This is a genomic window from Ruegeria sp. BHSB172, from assembly GCF_059613165.1.
On sequence record NZ_JBXWRZ010000010.1, the window covers coordinates 55,998 to 72,213 of the forward strand.

A 16,216-nucleotide genomic window follows, 5' to 3' on the forward strand; every position below is an offset into this window, starting at 1 on the left:
CGTCAGGCGCCGGTCTGCGGCCGCATGTCGTCACGGCTGATGCCGGCCACCGCCACCGGCTTTTTCATCGCATCGCGGCGGAACGGTTCGCCCAGTTCCTGGTTGATCAAGGCTTCGATCAGGGTGGTGATGCCGTTTTTCTGATCTTCGATCGCTTGTGCCAAGGCTGCGGTCAGTTCATCCATGGTGCGGGCCACCACGCCCTTCAGGCCGCAGGCCTGCGCGATGCCGGCATACGAGACCTTGGTGTCCAGTTCGGTGCCGACGAAATTGTCGTCGAACCACAGGGTCGAGTTCCGCTTTTCGGCGCCCCACTGGTAGTTGCGGAACACGATTTGGGTGATGGCGGGCCATTCCTCGCGGCCGATCGCGGTCAGTTCGTTCACCGCGATGCCGAATGCGCCGTCACCGGCAAAGCCCACGACCGGCACGTCCGGGCAGCCGATCTTGGCGCCGACGATGGCCGGCAGGCCATATCCGCAGGGGCCGAACAGGCCCGGCGCGAGGTATTTGCGGCCCGCCTCGAAGGACGGATAGGCGTTGCCGATGGCGCAGTTGTTGCCAATGTCCGAGCTGATGATCGCCTCTTTCGGCAGGGCGGCCTGAATGGCGCGCCAGGCCATGCGGGGGCTCATCCAGTCGGGCTTGGCGGCACGGGCGCGCTCGTTCCAGGTGGTGCCCGGGTCGTCGTCCTCGTGGTCCATGCTGGTCAGCTGCTGGGCCCAGCGCGATTTCTTTTCGGCGATCTTCGCCTTGCGTTCGGCGCGACCTTCGTCGCCCGCGGTGTCGCTCAGCTGGTTCAGGATGCCGGTCGCCACCTTGGCCGCGTCACCCACGATGCCCACGGTGACCGTCTTGGTTAGGCCGATTCGGTCGGGGTTGATGTCAACTTGGATGATCTTGGCGTCGGCTGGCCAGTATTCCATGCCATAGCCCGGCAGGGTCGAGAACGGGTTCAGGCGGGTGCCGAGGCACAGCACAACGTCGGCCTCCTTGATCAGCTCCATTGCAGCCTTGGACCCGTTGTAGCCCAGCGGACCGGCGAACAGCGGGTGGCTGCCGGGGAAGGCGTCGTTGTGCTGGTAGCCGACGCAGACCGGGGCATCCAGACGCTCGGCCAGCGCCTTCGAGGCTTCGATCCCGCCCTTGGACAGAACCACGCCGGCACCGTTCAGGATAACGGGGTTCTTCGCCTTCGAAAGCAGCTCGGCCGCCTGGGCCACGGCGGTTTCACCGCCCGAGGGGCGCTCGAACTCGACGATGGCGGGCAGTTCGATGTCGATCACCTGGGTCCACATGTCGCGCGGGATGTTGATCTGGGCCGGGGCGCTGGCGCGCTTGGCCTTCATGATGACCCGGTTCAGAACCTCGGCCACGCGCGACGGGTCGCGGACCTCTTCCTGATAGGCGACCATGTCCTCGAACAGTTTCATCTGCTCGACTTCCTGAAAGCCACCCTGACCGATGGTCTTGTTCGCGGCCTGCGGCGTGACCAGCAGCAGCGGTGTGTGGTTCCAGTAGGCTGTTTTGACGGCGGTGACGAAGTTGGTGATGCCGGGGCCGTTCTGCGCAATCATCATCGACATCTTGCCGGTGGCGCGGGTGTAGCCGTCGGCCATCATGCCAGCCGATCCTTCGTGAGCGCAGTCCCAGAACATGATTCCGGCCTTGGGGAACAGGTCCGAGATCGGCATCATGGCCGAACCGATGATCCCGAACGCATGTTCGATCCCGTGCATTTGCAGCGTTTTTACAAAGGCCTCTTCCGTGGTCATTTTCATCTGGGCGATCTCCGAACAGGGGTGAAAACAGGCAGGCGCGCCGCCTGGGTCGCCATAGGTTTTGGCGCAATGCCGGCCACCGGGTTAGGGCCAGTCGGGCAGTCGGCTTAGGTCCAGAGCGCGGTCAGGTTGCCTGAACCGCCCCGGCGATCCTGGCGATCCCGTCGGGAATGCGGTCGGACGAAATCGAGGAATAGCCCAGCCTGTAGAAGTTGCGCGGACGGTTCGGGCCGGAAAAAAACGGCGCGCCGGGTTCGATGTGAACACCCTGTTTCTGCAACTGCCGCGCCAGTTCGGCGGTATCGACATGGTCGGGGGCCCGCATCCACATCGACGAACCGCCGAACACCCCGCGTCCGGCGACGGTCAGCCCGTGCCGCTCGATGGCCTCTTCCATGGTCTGCCGGCGGTGCAACAGGGCTTTGGACATGCGGCGGATCTGGGCGTCATAGTGCCCCAGCGACAGGAAATAGGCCGCGGTGCGCTGGATGTGGCCCGGCGGATGCCGGAACACCAGCGACCGAAGGGCGCGCGCCTCGCGGATGAAGGCCTCGGACCCGACCATGTAGCCCAGCCGCAGACCCGGAAACAGCGATTTGGAGAAACTGCCGACATAGATCACGCGGCCGTCCTTGTCCAAGGACTTGAGCGCCGGGGAGGGGGCGCCCAGAAAGGCCATCTCGAATTCATAGTCGTCTTCGACGATCATTGCGTCCAGCGCGCGGGCGCGTTCCAGCAGGTCGTGGCGCCGCGCCACGGGCATGGTCGCCGTGGTGGGGCATTGGTGGCTGGGCGTGGTGTAGATGACATCGGTGTCATCGGGGATGGCGTCGGGCGGCAGCCCGTCCTGATCGACGCGCAGCGCCGCCATGGTGGCATCCGAGCAGCGCAGCAATTCATGCAGCGCGTAATAGCTGGGATCTTCGATCGCTGCCTTGCGCCCGTGTCCCAGAAGGATGCGCGAGGTCAGCCACAGCGCGTTCTGCGCGCCCAGCGTGATCAGGATTTCCTCGGGCCGGGCCGCGATGCCACGGCGGGGCAGCGTGTGGCGGGCGATGAATTCGACCAGCAGCGGGTCGTCCTGATCCACATAGTCGCCGGTCAGTGAGTCGAAATCCTTGTGCCCCAGTGCTCGCACCGCGCACAGCCGCCAGTTGGCATGGTCGAACAGGGTGCGGTCGGGCTGACCGTAGATGAACGGATAGCGGTAGTCCCGCCAGTCCTGCGGTTTGGTCAGAACGTCGCCGTCCGAAAACCGGCGGGCCAGCGCCCTGTCCCAGTCGACAGTCTCGGCGCCGCGCTGGACCGGCGTGTATTTCGGCGGAACCGGCGCGTTCTCGGACACATAATAGCCCGATCGCCCCCTGGCCGTCAGATAGTCATTCGCCAGCAGCTCGGTATAGGCCAGCGTCACGGTGATGCGGCTGACGCCCAGATGTGCGGCCAGCTTGCGTGACGAGGGCAGCTTTTCGCCCACGTGAAATCGCCCCGACAGGATGCCCTCGGCGATCATCTGCTGGATCTGCGCCTGCAGCGTGCCTTGCCCGTCCGGCTTCAGAAAGAAGGTGTCAACTGAAATCCCCATACCTCGTTATAGGGTGGACCTAAGGTGCGGGCAATCTGGACTTATCCTTGATCACCCTCTTCCGGCATTGACATGTCTCTGATAATAATTCTATAAAGCTAGAAATTTAGTTTAATGGAGGGTAGAGCATGTGGGAAAAAGCGGCAGCAGGGTTTTCGGCCATGGGGTCCGAAGCCCGATTGCAGGTGCTCAAGACCTTGGTGCGCGCCGGCGAAGACGGGCTGAGCGTCGGAGAAATCCAGAGCCGGACCGGCATCGCCCCGTCGACCCTGGCCCATCACCTGCGGTTTCTGGCCGCCGGCGGCGTGGTCGAACAGGAAAAAGTGGGGCGCAGCACGATCAACCGGGCCTGTTTCCACGAACTGAAGAACCTCGCGCAGTTCATTCTCAGCGAATGCTGCGCGGACCAGCAAGGAAAGGCCGCCAACGATGGCTGAGTTGACGCAGACCCCAAAGGCGGTTGGCAAGCGCCTGACCGACTATCTCAAGACCCCTTGGGCGCCGATTGCGGCGATCCTTGCCTTGGTTGCCGTGCTGGACCCGGGCAACTGGGTCGCTGTCGTCAGCTTCGCGGGAAGGGCGCTGGCGCATACCGGTCAGTACATCTTGTTTGCGGTTCTGTTGCTTTCGTATCTCAAGGCCACGGGAGCGGAAACGATGGTGGCCCGCGCCTTCGAGGGGCGCGAAGCCCGGATGATCTTTCTGGCCGCCCTGTTCGGCGGGCTGGCGCCGTTCTGTTCCTGCGAGGTGATTCCGTTCATCGCCGGCCTGCTGGCCCTTGGCGCGCCGTTATCGGCGGTGATGGCGTTCTGGCTCAGCTCGCCTCTGATCGACCCGCCGACCCTGCTGATCACCGCCGGTGCGCTGGGCTGGCCCTTTGCCATCGGCAAGGCCGCGGCCGCGGTGGCCCTGGGCCTGTTCGGAGGCTTTGCCGTGCGCTTTCTGATGCGTCGCGGGGCGTTCGCCCGGCCGTTGCGCCGGTACGAGCCGGCCGGATGCTGTGGCTGCGCCCCGAAGCAAAACGAGAAGCCCGTGTGGAAGTTCTGGCAGGTGCCCGAGCGCCGCGCCCGGTTCCGGGCCGAATTCGTGCAGAATGCCCTGTTCCTTCTGAAATGGATGGCCTTTGCCTATGTGCTCGAGGCGCTGCTGGTCAGCTATGTTCCGGCGGACCTGATCGCGCGCGCGGTCGGGGGCGAGGGCGTGGTTCCGATCGTGATCGCGGCCTTCGTGGGCATGCCCGCCTATCTGAACTCGTATGTCGCGCCGCCGCTGCTGGCCGGGCTGATGGAACAGGGGATGAGCGCCGGCGCGGCCATGTCGTTCATGATCGCGGGCGCGGTCAGCTCGATCCCGGCCATGGCTGCGGTGTGGTCGCTGGTCAAAGCACGTGTCTTTGCGGCCTACCTGGGCCTTGGCATCAGCGGCGCGATCGCGGCAGGTTTCCTGTTCCAGATGCTGTGAAACGCATGCCACCCGGCGACGGTCCGGGTGGCGTAGCCCGCCGGCCGATCAACTGCCCGCGCAATATTTCGGCAGCTTGAACCGGTATCGCGGTTCGCCGGTATCCATGTAGACGCGCTTTTCGATGCAGGCGGTCGTGCCGACGGTCTGCGCGATCGGGGCCTCGGTCGCCGTGATCGAAGCGGCAGACCCATCTGGCAGGCGCACCGAAGCAATCACCCCGTTCTTCAGGTCACCGTTGATCGGCGTCGCCGACAGGACCGGCACGGTCAGGAAGGCCTCGTGTTCATGCCTGCCATCACCGCTCAGCAACAGCAGGGCCGCCGCCACTCCGATGACGCTGACGCCACCGAGAATGACCAGTCCCCTGGTTTTCATGAATGCGTAGATCGAGACCGCCCGGTGCGGCCCGACGACTTTGGACAGTATGTTCAGCATAATCCGTTCCGATGAAAAAGGCCCCGTACCTGCGCGGTCGGGGCCCAAATCTGATTAGTTGCGATGGTCATCCTCGTCGTCTTCTTCGGCACCGCCCTTGGGCAGGTTGAAGAAGCTGTCGGCATCGACGATCGGTTCCGCGTCCTTTTCTTCTTCGTCGTCATCGGACAGCGAGAAGGTTTCCAGCCCCTCGATTGCCGTGGGGATCTTGGGCGCGGCGTCCATCTCCAGCGACTGTTCGGTCGAGACCAGCTTGCGGCGCTCGTCATCGCTCATCACGCCACCTTCAGCGGCCTTCTTCGCAGCGGCCTTCTGAACGGCTGCATCCAGTTCGGACTGTTTGCACAGGCCCAGAGCCACCGGATCGATCGGCTGCATGTTGGCGATGTTCCAGTGGGTGCGCTCGCGGATCGACTGGATCGTCGGCTTGGTGGTGCCTACCAGTTTCGAGATCTGGCCGTCGGAAAGTTCGGGGTGGAACTTGACCAGCCACAGGATCGCGTTGGGACGGTCCTGCCGCTTGGACAGCGGGGTGTAGCGAGGCCCGCGGCGTTTTTCCTCGCCGGCTGCGGCCGGGTTGAACTTTAGCTTCAGCTTGTGCAGCGGATCCTTCTCGGCCTTGTCGATCTCGTCCTGGGTCAGCTGGTTGTTGGCGATCGGGTCGAACCCTTTGACGCCGGCGGCCACATCGCCATCGGCGATGCCCTGAATTTCCAGCTCGTGCATGCCCACGAAATCCGCGATCTGCTTGAAGCTGATCGTGGTATTGTCCACCAGCCACACGGCGGTCGCCTTGGCCATCAGGGGTTTTGCCATGAGCCCGTCTCCTTTGAATACATCTGTCCCGTCGCCGGAATTCGGCGGCCCCGAGGTCTTGGGGCAGGTTTCCGTTGTCGGGGAACTCGGGGCGTATATAGTCGCGCAAAAGCCGGAAGGGAAGAGGCGAATGCGTTGGGTGGTTCTGTGGGCGTTCAGTGCGGTGGCCGCGCTAGCCGAGGGCGAGAAGGCAGGGGAATTCGACTATTACGTGTTGTCGCTGAGTTGGTCGCCCAACTGGTGCGCCCGCGAGGGTGACGCGCGCGGGTCCGACCAATGCGATGCGCGCCACGATCACGGCTGGATCCTGCACGGGCTGTGGCCGCAATATCACCAAGGCTGGCCGTCGTATTGCCCCACGCCCAAAGCGCCGCCCTCTCGCGGGAAGACCCGTGAAATGCAGGATATTCAGGGCAGTTCCGGCCTGGCCTGGCATCAGTGGAAGAAACACGGCACCTGTTCGGGCCTGTCCGCGGCAGACTATTACGCGCTGTCGCGGCAGGCCTATGAGCGTATCAACCGCCCCGCGGTGTTCCGCAAGCTGGACAAGCCGGTCAAACTGCCGGCGCGCGTGGTCGAGGAGGCCTTTGTCAAAGCCAACCCGGGGCTGGAACCCGACATGATCACCGTCACCTGCAACAGCGGATACATCGAAGAAGTACGAATCTGCCTGTCGCGCGAATTGGACCCGGTGCCCTGCGGGCGGGACGTGATCCGGGACTGTACCGCCTCGGACGCGGTGTTCGATCCGATTCGCTAGAGCTTCTTGTTCTGGCAGTCGCGGGCATAGTCCAGTGCCTTGGCGGTGCCTTTCAGGTCGATCGCCAAAACCCGCTCGCCCGCCGGATTGTAGACCGTCATCGTCTTGTTCCGGGCGATGGCGGTAACAAAGTTCCGGTCGGTGAAGAACACGGTCGCACCGGGCACCCGATCCTGCTTGAAGCCGATGGCGGTGGCGTCAAAGCTCTTGCCATCCAAATCGAACCGAATCGGATAGGATTTGCCGGGCTCGATGTCGCCCCAACCCTTGTGGAAAACGGTGAAATAGCCCCGATTGTCCAGCGCGTCATAGCCCAGACGCACCACCGACAGGTCCTGATACACCGTTTGGATCAGGCAGCCGTTACCCAGATTAGGATCCATCATGATGTTCCAGCCTTCGACGAACCCCTTGTCTATCAACTGCTGTGACCAAGCGGAGGTGGCGGTGAAGGCGGCAAGAACGAGCGCGATGACGCGGGTCATGGTCGGAATCTCCGGGCAAACAGGGTTCAGACCCGCAGGTTAGAGAAGTATCGTCAGATTTCAATCGGATCGCGACTCGATCCGGGACCTTTCGCCCTGCCGAAGGACCTGTACACCCGGCAATCCCGCCCATAGAGTTCGTGCGAATTCGTTGGACAGGACCCGCAGGATGAAACTTGCCACCGCCGCATACTCTCTCAGCTGGCTGGATAGTTGGGCGCAGTATGAAGACAAGCTGGCCGACTGGGTTGCGCAGGCCGCGGGGCAGGGCGCGCAGTTGCTGGTGTTCCCGGAATACGGTGCAATGGAGCTGTCAACTCTGGATGGTGCTGAGGTGGCCGGCGACCTGGAGCGCTCGATCCAGGCCGTTTCCGACCGGATGGAGGAAGTCCACACCCTGCACCGGCGCCTTGCTGTCGAGTACAATGCGTACATTCTGGGCGCGTCCGCACCGGTGAATGCAGGGCAGGGCCGCCCCGTGAACCGGGCCGCGTTCTACTCGCCCGCCGGTGGCCACGACCACCAGGACAAGCAGATCATGACCCGGTTCGAGCGCACCCCTTGGAAAATCGCGCCGGGAGGGCCGCTGAAACTGTTCGACACGGCGTTGGGCAAGATCGGCATTCTGATCTGCTATGACAGCGAGTTTCCTCTACTAGGCCGCGCCCTGTCCGAGGCGGACCTTATCCTTGTTCCGTCCTGCACCGAGGCCCTGTCGGGCTATTGGCGCGTTCGCATCGGTGCGATGGCGCGGGCGTTGGAAAACCAATGTGTGACCGCGATGGCCTCGCTGGTCGGCGACAATGACTGGTCTGAGGCGGTCGACAAGAACACCGGCATGGGCGGAGTGTTCGGCCCGCCCGATGTGGGCTTCCCCGAAACCGGCGTTCTGGCACAAGGCAGCTTGAACCGGCCGGGCTGGACCTATGCCGAGGTCGATCTGGACGCGATCGCCCATGTGCGGGCTGATGGCGGGGTTCTGAACCGGTCACACTGGTCGGAACAGGATCCCCGCGTCCAATCGGTCACATTGTCGCGCCTTTAGGCGATTCCGCCCTTGAAAAATTGGCAAAAGGGGACCATTTAAGCGCACACCTGCGGATTCCGCGGGACAACGCAACAATGGAGACAACATGGCCAAGGAAGATACGCTCGAATTTCCCGGTGTCGTGAAGGAACTCCTGCCCAATGCGACGTTTCGGGTCGAGCTGGAAAACGGCCATGAAATCATCGCACATACGGCAGGCAAGATGCGCAAGAACCGCATCCGCGTTCTGGCCGGCGACCGTGTTCAGGTCGAGATGACCCCCTATGATCTGACCAAGGGTCGGATCAACTACCGCTTCAAGTAACGCCTGCCGCAATGGCGTTCATCCTGGGATCGGGCAGCCCCAGACGGCTGGACCTGCTGGCGCAGCTTGGCGTGCAGCCCGATACGATTTCTGCCCCCGACATCGACGAGACGCCGCGCAAGGGGGAATTGCCCTTGCGGTATTGCGCGCGTATTGCCCGCGAGAAGGTGCATGCCGTGCAGGCGAACCCGGACGATATCGTCTTGTGCGCCGACACGACGGTTGCGCTGGGCCGACGCATACTGGGCAAGCCCGAAGATGCCGGCCAGGCCGCCGAGTTCCTGCTTGCCCTGTCGGGACGTCGCCACCGAGTGATCACCTCGGTCGCGGTGCGTCGCGGTGATCGGGTGCTGCAACGCGACGTTGTCAGCCAAGTCAAGGTCAAGCGTCTTTCGGACGTGGAAATCAACGCCTATCTCGCCACCGGCGATTGGCAGGGCAAGGCGGGTGGCTATGCCATTCAGGGGCCCGCGGGTGCGTTCATTCCATGGATCTCGGGTTCGTTCACCGGGATCGTCGGGCTGCCCCTGGCGGAAACCGCCGGGCTGCTGCAAGGCATCGGCTACCCTCTGTATCGCGAGGCATCATGAAAGGTCGAACGATCATCCTGGATCACATTCAGGGCCGCGAAGCCGCCGCGTTGATGGTGGATGGCAAACTGGATGATTTCCTGATCGCCGCCGATGCGCCTGCCCCTGGGACTATCTATCGGGCCCGGGCCGAGCGGCCAGTCAAGGGGCAGGGCGGAATGTTCCTGAGCACCCCGGATGGTCCGGCTTTCCTTCGGCAGGTCAAAGGGTTGGCGCCGGGCGAAATGCTGCTGGTGCAGGTCACGGGTTATGCCGAGCCGGGCAAGGCCCTGCCGGTGACAAACCGCATCCTGTTCAAAAGCCGCTATGCCATCGTCACGCCGGATGCGCCCGGGCTGAACATCTCCCGCTCAATCCGCGATGACGAGGAGCGCGACCGGCTGCTGGTGATCGCGCATGAGCAGATGGACGGCAGCCCCTTCGGTCTGATCCTGCGCTCCGGTTGCCAGGGCGCGGATGCCGATGAGATCGCCGAAGACATCGCCGCCATGCGAGCGCTGGCCGAACAGGTCGTGAATGACACCGGAAACGCGCCGGAAACGCTGTCTCAGGGTGACGCGCCGCATGTTCTCGCCTGGCGCGAATGGGTGGAGCCCGCCGAGGTTTCGACCCAGGCGGGCGGGTTCGCGGACCATGGCGTACTCGAGGCGTTGGACACCGCACGCGGCGCATCCCATCCCTTGATGGGTGGGGCGCATATGTATATCGAGCCCACCCGGGCGTTGGTGGCCGTGGACGTGAACACCGGTTCGGATAGCTCGCTGGCGGCGGGAACAAAGGCCAATTTCGCCTGCGCCAAGGAACTGCCGCGTGCCCTGCGCGTGCGGGGGCTGGGCGGGCAGATCACGCTGGACCTTGCGCCGATGCCCAAGAAAGACCGGCGCGGATTCGAATCCGCACTCCGCGCTGCCTTTAGGGCAGACAGCGAAGAAACCGTTCTTGCCGGCTGGACACCGCTGGGGCATTTCGAGTTGCAGCGCAAACGTGGCCGCATTCCATTGTCGGAGGTCCTGAAATGAGCTGTCCGATCTGCGGAGAAGATACGGTCCAACGGTTTCGTCCATTTTGTTCGAAACGCTGCGCGGACATTGATCTGGCCAAGTGGCTGAACGGCTCCTATGCGGTTTCGTCGCAGCGCGAGGAAGACCTTGATGGTGAGATTCAGGATGCTGTCGAAATCAAGGATCGCCCGCACTGAAAAAATCTGAAAAAGCCTCTGGACACCGCGTTTGGCAAGTCATAGAAGGCCTGCACCCAACGGCAAACGCCGTTCCCGTGCCCGGGTAGCTCAGGGGTAGAGCAGTGGATTGAAAATCCTCGTGTCGGTGGTTCGATTCCGCCCCCGGGCACCACTTTTTAAAGCAAAATCAGAACACTAGTCCTCGCACAGTTTTAACTTTGTGCTTTACACACTCATCGCACAGTTTTGAAGTGCGTTGATGGAGGGGTTTGCGGGTTGAAAAGCTGTATTGGACACAGTGTTTGGAATCAATGTGTTGAACACAGCAATCCCAACACAGTCTTTGCCCCACCGTGTTTTGGAACACACTCGAATACAGCGTTTTTTTTAGCGTGGTTCGACTACAACGCTTCTGGGCTATTCAACTGGTCAACGGAATAAGCAAAACGCCCAGCACAGCTGCCGTTGTCGCTCCTACGGGCCATGCGTTCAGCGGGATCTGCCGCTTCGAAGAGCTCCGAAGCTCGCTGGTACGCAATCTTATCCGCCTGCGTCCCGTACTTGATCGGGGCATACCCCTTCTTGGCGGTTTCGCTTCGTTTCGCCCATAGTGGAGTATCGTGCCACTGGCTTAGGTCATCTCCGGCGATCAACGCCAACGTGTAGTCTCGGTACAAAGGACTGAGAGACTGTAGCGTGGCTTCAGTAGACAAGAAGTCTTTCGCCTTGGGGTGTAGTTCGTTCCACCTCAGTGGAACGCCCTTCTTTGACTTGTTTGACCAAGCCTCACAGGGCTTTTGGCAAATTACCACGTCACGCCCACTTTCGATGGGTTCCGTCTTCCTCTCGAAAGAAGGTGCGTCACTTCAAGAGGTCGTCCACCAAAGCTCGTCCCCGTCCTTGTGAACCCAAATATCGCCAACAGTCTCAGCGACAGTAGTCATCAAGTTGAACCAGCGAGAGCTGTCGCCTTGGTCGGTTTCTTTCCTGCCGCAGTGGTGTCACTGGCTATGCGGCTGGACACATAACCCTCGCGGTCAGACACTCGGCTATGACCTGATCAGCGGGTGTCAGGAATTGTTCCACCATAGTCCGCCGCGCTTCCAGCCCGAGGCCGGATCGCCCCTGCCGTTCGGTCGAAACCCGTTATAAAACAACATACTCGGCCATGCCTTGCCCTCTCCGTAAACGACAAACCAGCGTTTGTTGTAGAAGGCTTCGGATTTCTTGGACCAGCGGGCAACAGGTTTTGCTGAGGTGCGTTGTGGCTCCAGTCATGTGGGGGCATGGCTGTTTGTCATCTGACATTGCGCGTCAGATTGGCGAACGAGCAAGATGCGGACGAACAGGTCAATTGTTTGCGGTAGACGGGTGTCTGCTTTTGTTTCCAATTACTCCCTTCGTCAGCACCAGTTGTGGAAACGCGTTGTATGTTTGATCGGCTTGAGGGCAGAAAAAGCTCGCAAGGTAGAATTTTTCCTAAGAGCCAAATTGCAGCTCCAACATCGATCATGCGGAGCCCGCATTCGGTGCACGCTCAACTACTGCATTCAGCCCAAAAAATCGTAGCTCATTGCCAACCAATGAAATTTCAGATCTTGGTTGCAGAGATGTTTTGAGTTTAGACGCCTCTCCTGAATTGAGATGGTGTCATTCCTGTGCTTCTGATGAAAGCTCGCGTGAAATGCGCCTGGTTGGAGTAACCCAAGGATTTCGATATCTCAAATATCGTTAACTCCGGCACCTTCAGCATGTCTATTGCGGCTTTTGTCCGTTCCCGGGACAGAATTTCGGAAAAGCTGGTCCCTTCTTTTTGAAGATCGCGCTGCAGGTGACGGTCACTTAGGCCAAGCAACCGCGCGATGAATTGTAGTGACAAGCGTGGATCGTAGAGGTAGGTGCAGACCAGCGCGGCAATGGCGCGCGTCGTGGGAACCATCTGATCATGTGTGTCAGGATCGGGCAAAATGACCGCCTCTGAAACCATTTCCCCGCGTTCGATGTGGATTTCCGTGACCGGCTGATTAAACCGAAGTCTTGCTTCCGCGGATTGGGCCAGCCATTCGAGGTCGGGGTGATGATCCGACTGTAGGTTCAGCCGCTTCGGAGCCCAGGACGGTCCCAGTGCACTCCGGATGGTTTCTAGCATGAGTTGAAGGACATAGAGTTCAACCTGCCGGACCTGCTCGCGATCGCCGGCAATGGCGTTGCGGCCGAAAACCAGACCATTCCAGACCGGTCGAACAAAGAAATCGGCTCTGCTGTATTCCAGCTTCGCCATTTTGCAGAAGGTGACCAAGCGTTCGAAAAGTGTTTTCTGATCATAAAGTTGCCGCAGGGCGCCATGCATCTGCACGCTGGAAACGGATCCGGCATCAAAGCCGATGTCGAATTTTCCGGTGCTCGTCGCGGCTTCGCTTGCGATTGTCCAGAGCTGGTGCTCCGCGATCATCAGCTCCGGTTCTTGTATCATACGTTCGTCGATATCGACAGCTTGCAGGAGTTTCATTGGGTCACAGCCAGCGTCTTCGCAGGCAATCGCGAAGTTCAGCGCGTACCTAAGTTTTACGACTGCGACCAACACCTTCCGCCATCATCAGAGCGCACACGACGTAGTATCGCAAGGCATTTACCATTTTGCGACCTCAAATTTACCATTTCATCCTGAAACCGAAAAACTGTTAGGCGGCCTCTTTCACGCCTAGTACGCTTTTCGTGCGAGGAGCTAACATTGCCGCCTATGATTTTTCTGTGCGCGAGACACTCAAAAAAAGTAATCGATGATCGGCCGAGGCTCCCACATGCCGAAACAAGACCAGGGGAGTCCGACAAATCATGTCCAAGACAATAACCGCAACGGCGGTCGTTGCAGTGCTGGCGATCGCGTCACCTGCGGCTTCGCAGGAAAATACGCCGCCGCCGATTCTGTTCACCAATGCAAACGTGTTCGACGGTTTCAGCCCCGATTTGATCATGGGGGCGAACGTGCTGGTGGAAGGCAACGCGATCACGCAGGTTTCGACCGACCCCATCGATGCGCCGAACGCATTTGTCGTCGATGTCGGTGGCAAGACGATGACGCCCGGTTTCATCGACATGCACCAGCACGTGATGCTGAACCCGCCGGAGGGGACGGCCGCCTATCAGACCCGCTGGGACGATGCGGCGGGCGGTGCCATCGCGCTTCAGTACATGAACGATCACATGCTGATGAAGGGGATCACCACGATTCGGGACATCGCCGGCGATCCACTGGATATTGCCAAGGCCATCGACATGGGCCTGGTCCGGGGGCCGCGTGTCTACTCGTCGGGCGGCGCTATCGGCCAGACCGGCGGTCACAGCGACTGGGCGGGGCGCAACGTGCCGCCGGCCACGCTTGAGAACGGTCAGGACATGGGGCAGCTGACGTCGAATACATGGGTGACCGATGGGGTCGATGATGTGACCCGCGCGGCGCGCCTGAACTTCCGGCGCGGCGCTGCGTTTCTCAAGGTCATGGGCGGCGGCGGCGTGGCCAGCGAATTCGATCCGCTCGAGATCCTCGGGCTTGCCGAGGACGAGGTCGCCCGGGCCGTCGAGATCGCCAGGGACAATGGCACCTATGTCGCCGTGCATGCCTATCACGACGAGAGCTACGACCGGCACCTGCGGCTCGGCACCCGCTCGTTCGAGCATGGCTTCCTGATCTCGGAGGACATGGTCAAGCGCATGGTGGCGAAATACAACGAAACGAAAGACATCGTCTGGAGTTTCCAGTGTTATGTCAGCGTGAATACCTTCGGATCCTACGAGAGCATGCCGGCCTTCTTCACGCACGAGCAGAAGCTCAAGGGCGTGGCGGTTGGCGAAGGCGTACGCGCCATGTCCAAGTGGATGAACGACTATGGCATGTTCATCATCGGAGGCTCGGACATGTTCAGCCCCGGCCTGGTTGAGAAGATCAAGGAGGACATCGTGTGCCCCACGTCGGTCGGGTTCAGCCCGGCACAGGCGCTGAAGCACTACACGGGCAACGCGGGTATCGTGCTGAAATGGTCCGGGCCCAAAGATCCCTATCCGACCTATCACCTCGGCCGGATCGCGCCGGACAGCTATGCCGACATCCTGATCTGGGACGGTAATCCTTTGGAAGACATCAACCTGATCCTCGATGAGAGCAAGCTGCAACTCGTGATGAAGGATGGTCGCGCCTACAAGAACACGCTGGTCGAGAGCGACAGCATTATGTACCGCCCGGCGGTTCGTGAGCCGCAAGTCTATCCATGATCATCTGATCTGGATCGCGCGGGGCGGTTTCTACCTCGGCCGCCCCGCGGTCAAAAGAAGCTCAACAGAAAATTTGCAGGGGACCGCAATGCGAAAACCTCTCATTGTCGTACTGTCGTTTGCACTCGCCTCAGGCGCGATCGCTCAAGATGAGCCGCGACAGCTTTTGTTCACCAATTGCAACGTTTTCGACGGTGTCGCGGACAGCCTCGCCAAAGGCCGCAACGTGTTGATCGAAGAAAATCTTATCGCGTCCATCGGGGATGCGTCGCTCTCGGCCGTGGGTGCCGAAGTCATTGATTGTGAAGGCCGCACCCTCATGCCCGGCCTGATCGACGCGCACACTCATCTTTACATGAATATGCCCGGCGGTGTCGCTGGTATGGAGAGTGGCATGTGGGACGAGATCGGCCCGCGCGCCGCACATATGGCCAACGAATATCTCTACAGTGGCTTTACAACCGTTCGTGAGATGGGCGGTGGCGGCTCTGGCCTGAAGAAGACGGTCGATGCCGGCCTCGTCGAAGGACCGAGGATTTACCCGAGCGGCGCATTCGTGTCGCAGACATCCGGCCACGGAGATTTGCGCTTCGGCTCGCAGCGGAACCCGAACCTGCCTCCTTTTCCGAATGACAGCAACGCTCAGCGCCTCGGCATCACGACTGTGGCCGACGGCGAGGATGCCGTCCTCGCAGCGGTCCGGCAAAACCTGTCCCAAGGAGCAACCCAAATCAAACTTATGGCGGGGGGCGGCGTTGCGTCGATTCTTGATCCCCTGCATACGCTTCAGTTTCTTCCTGAAGAGATCGAAACTGCAGTTCGCGTAGCGGCCGACTGGGATACTTATGTCGCCGTGCATGTCTTCTCCGACGAGGGGATCCGTCGAGCTGTAAATGCCGGTGTGCGAAGTATCGAGCATGGTTTTTTTGCGAGCCGTGAGACCTTGCAGCTGATGAAGGATAATGACGTATTCCTTGTGTCGCAGATGACCGGAATATCACCGTATCTCGAACAAAACCCTGGGCTGCAGAGCCCGGAGAACCAGGCAAAGCTGGCGCTCGCGACCGACCTAGCCAAGGACTTTGTCGAGAACGTCAAGGCGATCCGACCGAAGATGGCTTTCCAGACTGATGTCGTGTTCGCGACGGGCGAGTTGCTAAGGACGCAACTCGACTACGAGAAGTGGTTTCACGCTGAGCTTTTCGGCAATCACGCAATGCTGGTTGCCGCGACATCGTCGGCAGGCGAGCTCATGGCGTTTTCCGGCAAGGCAAATCCGTATCTTGAGGGTCCACTTGGCGTTATCAAAGAAGGCGCATACGCCGACATCCTGATTGTCGATGGAAATCCCCTCGAAGACATAGGTGTGATCGGCGGAAACGAGAAATGGTACGATGCCGAGCCGCGTCCCCGTGACATCCCGACAATAAGACTGATCATGAAGGACGGCGTTATTTATAAAAACACGCTGAACTGATGATCTTCCGCGGCTTTTTTAC

Annotated in this window: 16 protein-coding genes and 1 tRNA gene; 11 read left to right on the top strand and 6 right to left on the bottom strand. The window is 60.8% G+C overall.

The window, feature by feature from the left end; all coding sequences use genetic code 11:
• Positions 1 to 2: 2 nt before the first annotated feature.
• Together xsc and pdxR are read right to left on the bottom strand one after the other, a co-directional pair.
• The gene (gene xsc / locus AC2FM3_RS07740; protein ID WP_496680407.1) at positions 3 to 1,781 is read right to left on the bottom strand and encodes a sulfoacetaldehyde acetyltransferase; all 1,779 of its coding nucleotides are present in this window, start codon (positions 1,779 to 1,781) and stop codon (positions 3 to 5) included.
• 124 nt (positions 1,782 to 1,905) lie between these two features.
• Positions 1,906 to 3,366, bottom strand: coding sequence for a MocR-like pyridoxine biosynthesis transcription factor PdxR (gene pdxR, locus AC2FM3_RS07745; RefSeq protein ID WP_496680409.1), 1,461 nt, complete (start codon positions 3,364 to 3,366; stop codon positions 1,906 to 1,908).
• A gap of 128 nt (positions 3,367 to 3,494) precedes the next feature.
• On the opposite strand from pdxR, the gene AC2FM3_RS07750 reads away from it, so the two are divergent.
• Together AC2FM3_RS07750 and AC2FM3_RS07755 are read left to right on the top strand one after the other, a co-directional pair.
• Positions 3,495 to 3,803 carry an ArsR/SmtB family transcription factor gene (locus AC2FM3_RS07750; protein ID WP_496680411.1) on the top strand — a complete coding sequence of 103 codons (309 nt, stop codon included), beginning with the start codon at positions 3,495 to 3,497 and terminating at the stop codon, positions 3,801 to 3,803.
• Positions 3,796 to 4,827, top strand: a complete 1,032-nt coding sequence (locus tag AC2FM3_RS07755; protein ID WP_496680412.1) for a permease — start codon at positions 3,796 to 3,798, stop codon at positions 4,825 to 4,827. The genes AC2FM3_RS07750 and AC2FM3_RS07755 overlap by 8 nt, the downstream gene beginning before the upstream one ends.
• 48 nt (positions 4,828 to 4,875) lie before the next feature.
• Here the strand turns inward: AC2FM3_RS07755 and AC2FM3_RS07760 are convergent, their stop codons facing one another.
• Both AC2FM3_RS07760 and AC2FM3_RS07765 read right to left on the bottom strand, forming a co-directional pair.
• Entirely contained in the window at positions 4,876 to 5,265 is a 390-nt protein-coding gene (locus tag AC2FM3_RS07760) for a hypothetical protein (protein WP_496680414.1), read from the bottom strand.
• A gap of 54 nt (positions 5,266 to 5,319) precedes the next feature.
• Positions 5,320 to 6,081, bottom strand: a complete 762-nt coding sequence (locus AC2FM3_RS07765; protein WP_496680415.1) for a DUF1013 domain-containing protein — start codon at positions 6,079 to 6,081, stop codon at positions 5,320 to 5,322.
• 130 nt (positions 6,082 to 6,211) lie between these two features.
• Here AC2FM3_RS07765 and AC2FM3_RS07770 point away from each other — a divergent pair, with 130 nt between their 5' ends.
• A complete protein-coding gene (locus AC2FM3_RS07770; RefSeq protein ID WP_496680417.1) occupies positions 6,212 to 6,841 on the top strand; it encodes a ribonuclease T2 family protein in 630 nt (209 codons plus the stop codon).
• Here the strand turns inward: AC2FM3_RS07770 and AC2FM3_RS07775 are convergent.
• The gene (locus AC2FM3_RS07775; RefSeq protein ID WP_496680418.1) at positions 6,838 to 7,326 is read right to left on the bottom strand and encodes a hypothetical protein; all 489 of its coding nucleotides are present in this window, start codon (positions 7,324 to 7,326) and stop codon (positions 6,838 to 6,840) included. The two genes, AC2FM3_RS07770 and AC2FM3_RS07775, sit on opposite strands and share 4 nt — an antisense overlap.
• A gap of 169 nt (positions 7,327 to 7,495) precedes the next feature.
• Here AC2FM3_RS07775 and AC2FM3_RS07780 point away from each other — a divergent pair, with 169 nt between their 5' ends.
• The 6 genes from AC2FM3_RS07780 (at position 7,496) to AC2FM3_RS07805 (ending at position 10,620) form a co-directional block, all read left to right on the top strand.
• Positions 7,496 to 8,371: a carbon-nitrogen hydrolase family protein gene (locus AC2FM3_RS07780; RefSeq protein ID WP_496680420.1), complete on the top strand. Its 876-nt coding sequence runs from the start codon at positions 7,496 to 7,498 to the stop codon at positions 8,369 to 8,371.
• A gap of 88 nt (positions 8,372 to 8,459) precedes the next feature.
• Positions 8,460 to 8,678 carry a translation initiation factor IF-1 gene (gene infA / locus AC2FM3_RS07785; RefSeq protein ID WP_005620785.1) on the top strand — a complete coding sequence of 73 codons (219 nt, stop codon included), beginning with the start codon at positions 8,460 to 8,462 and terminating at the stop codon, positions 8,676 to 8,678.
• Positions 8,679 to 8,689: 11 nt separating this feature from the next.
• Positions 8,690 to 9,268 (top strand): Maf family protein, encoded by a 579-nt coding sequence (locus AC2FM3_RS07790; protein ID WP_496680422.1) that lies wholly within the window; start codon positions 8,690 to 8,692, stop codon positions 9,266 to 9,268.
• Entirely contained in the window at positions 9,265 to 10,287 is a 1,023-nt protein-coding gene (locus AC2FM3_RS07795) for a ribonuclease E/G (protein ID WP_496680424.1), read from the top strand. Before AC2FM3_RS07790 ends, AC2FM3_RS07795 begins: the two co-directional genes overlap by 4 nt.
• Entirely contained in the window at positions 10,284 to 10,466 is a 183-nt protein-coding gene (locus tag AC2FM3_RS07800) for a DNA gyrase inhibitor YacG (protein WP_496680425.1), read from the top strand. Before AC2FM3_RS07795 ends, AC2FM3_RS07800 begins: the two co-directional genes overlap by 4 nt.
• 79 nt (positions 10,467 to 10,545) lie before the next feature.
• Positions 10,546 to 10,620: transfer RNA gene (locus AC2FM3_RS07805), tRNA-Phe, on the top strand.
• A gap of 1,449 nt (positions 10,621 to 12,069) precedes the next feature.
• Here AC2FM3_RS07805 and AC2FM3_RS07810 read toward each other — a convergent pair.
• Positions 12,070 to 12,957 carry a helix-turn-helix domain-containing protein gene (locus AC2FM3_RS07810; RefSeq protein WP_496680426.1) on the bottom strand — a complete coding sequence of 296 codons (888 nt, stop codon included), beginning with the start codon at positions 12,955 to 12,957 and terminating at the stop codon, positions 12,070 to 12,072.
• 326 nt (positions 12,958 to 13,283) lie between these two features.
• Here AC2FM3_RS07810 and AC2FM3_RS07815 point away from each other — a divergent pair, with 326 nt between their 5' ends.
• Both AC2FM3_RS07815 and AC2FM3_RS07820 read left to right on the top strand, forming a co-directional pair.
• The gene (locus AC2FM3_RS07815) at positions 13,284 to 14,717 is read left to right on the top strand and encodes an amidohydrolase family protein (RefSeq protein WP_496680427.1); all 1,434 of its coding nucleotides are present in this window, start codon (positions 13,284 to 13,286) and stop codon (positions 14,715 to 14,717) included.
• 88 nt (positions 14,718 to 14,805) lie between these two features.
• Entirely contained in the window at positions 14,806 to 16,194 is a 1,389-nt protein-coding gene (locus tag AC2FM3_RS07820; RefSeq protein WP_496680428.1) for a metal-dependent hydrolase family protein, read from the top strand.
• The last annotated feature ends 22 nt before the right edge of the window (positions 16,195 to 16,216 follow it).

What these genes read in the sequence shown, in the direction of transcription:
- xsc (WP_496680407.1), bottom strand. Translation starts at nt 1,781, where the DNA reads ATGAAAATGACCACGGAAGAGGCCTTTGTAAAAACGCTGCAAATGCAC.
- pdxR (WP_496680409.1), bottom strand. Translation starts at nt 3,366, where the DNA reads ATGGGGATTTCAGTTGACACCTTCTTTCTGAAGCCGGACGGGCAAGGC.
- AC2FM3_RS07750 (WP_496680411.1), top strand. Translation starts at nt 3,495, where the DNA reads ATGTGGGAAAAAGCGGCAGCAGGGTTTTCGGCCATGGGGTCCGAAGCC.
- AC2FM3_RS07755 (WP_496680412.1), top strand. Translation starts at nt 3,796, where the DNA reads ATGGCTGAGTTGACGCAGACCCCAAAGGCGGTTGGCAAGCGCCTGACC.
- AC2FM3_RS07760 (WP_496680414.1), bottom strand. Translation starts at nt 5,265, where the DNA reads ATGCTGAACATACTGTCCAAAGTCGTCGGGCCGCACCGGGCGGTCTCG.
- AC2FM3_RS07765 (WP_496680415.1), bottom strand. Translation starts at nt 6,081, where the DNA reads ATGGCAAAACCCCTGATGGCCAAGGCGACCGCCGTGTGGCTGGTGGAC.
- AC2FM3_RS07770 (WP_496680417.1), top strand. Translation starts at nt 6,212, where the DNA reads ATGCGTTGGGTGGTTCTGTGGGCGTTCAGTGCGGTGGCCGCGCTAGCC.
- AC2FM3_RS07775 (WP_496680418.1), bottom strand. Translation starts at nt 7,326, where the DNA reads ATGACCCGCGTCATCGCGCTCGTTCTTGCCGCCTTCACCGCCACCTCC.
- AC2FM3_RS07780 (WP_496680420.1), top strand. Translation starts at nt 7,496, where the DNA reads ATGAAACTTGCCACCGCCGCATACTCTCTCAGCTGGCTGGATAGTTGG.
- infA (WP_005620785.1), top strand. Translation starts at nt 8,460, where the DNA reads ATGGCCAAGGAAGATACGCTCGAATTTCCCGGTGTCGTGAAGGAACTC.
- AC2FM3_RS07790 (WP_496680422.1), top strand. Translation starts at nt 8,690, where the DNA reads ATGGCGTTCATCCTGGGATCGGGCAGCCCCAGACGGCTGGACCTGCTG.
- AC2FM3_RS07795 (WP_496680424.1), top strand. Translation starts at nt 9,265, where the DNA reads ATGAAAGGTCGAACGATCATCCTGGATCACATTCAGGGCCGCGAAGCC.
- AC2FM3_RS07800 (WP_496680425.1), top strand. Translation starts at nt 10,284, where the DNA reads ATGAGCTGTCCGATCTGCGGAGAAGATACGGTCCAACGGTTTCGTCCA.
- AC2FM3_RS07810 (WP_496680426.1), bottom strand. Translation starts at nt 12,957, where the DNA reads ATGAAACTCCTGCAAGCTGTCGATATCGACGAACGTATGATACAAGAA.
- AC2FM3_RS07815 (WP_496680427.1), top strand. Translation starts at nt 13,284, where the DNA reads ATGTCCAAGACAATAACCGCAACGGCGGTCGTTGCAGTGCTGGCGATC.
- AC2FM3_RS07820 (WP_496680428.1), top strand. Translation starts at nt 14,806, where the DNA reads ATGCGAAAACCTCTCATTGTCGTACTGTCGTTTGCACTCGCCTCAGGC.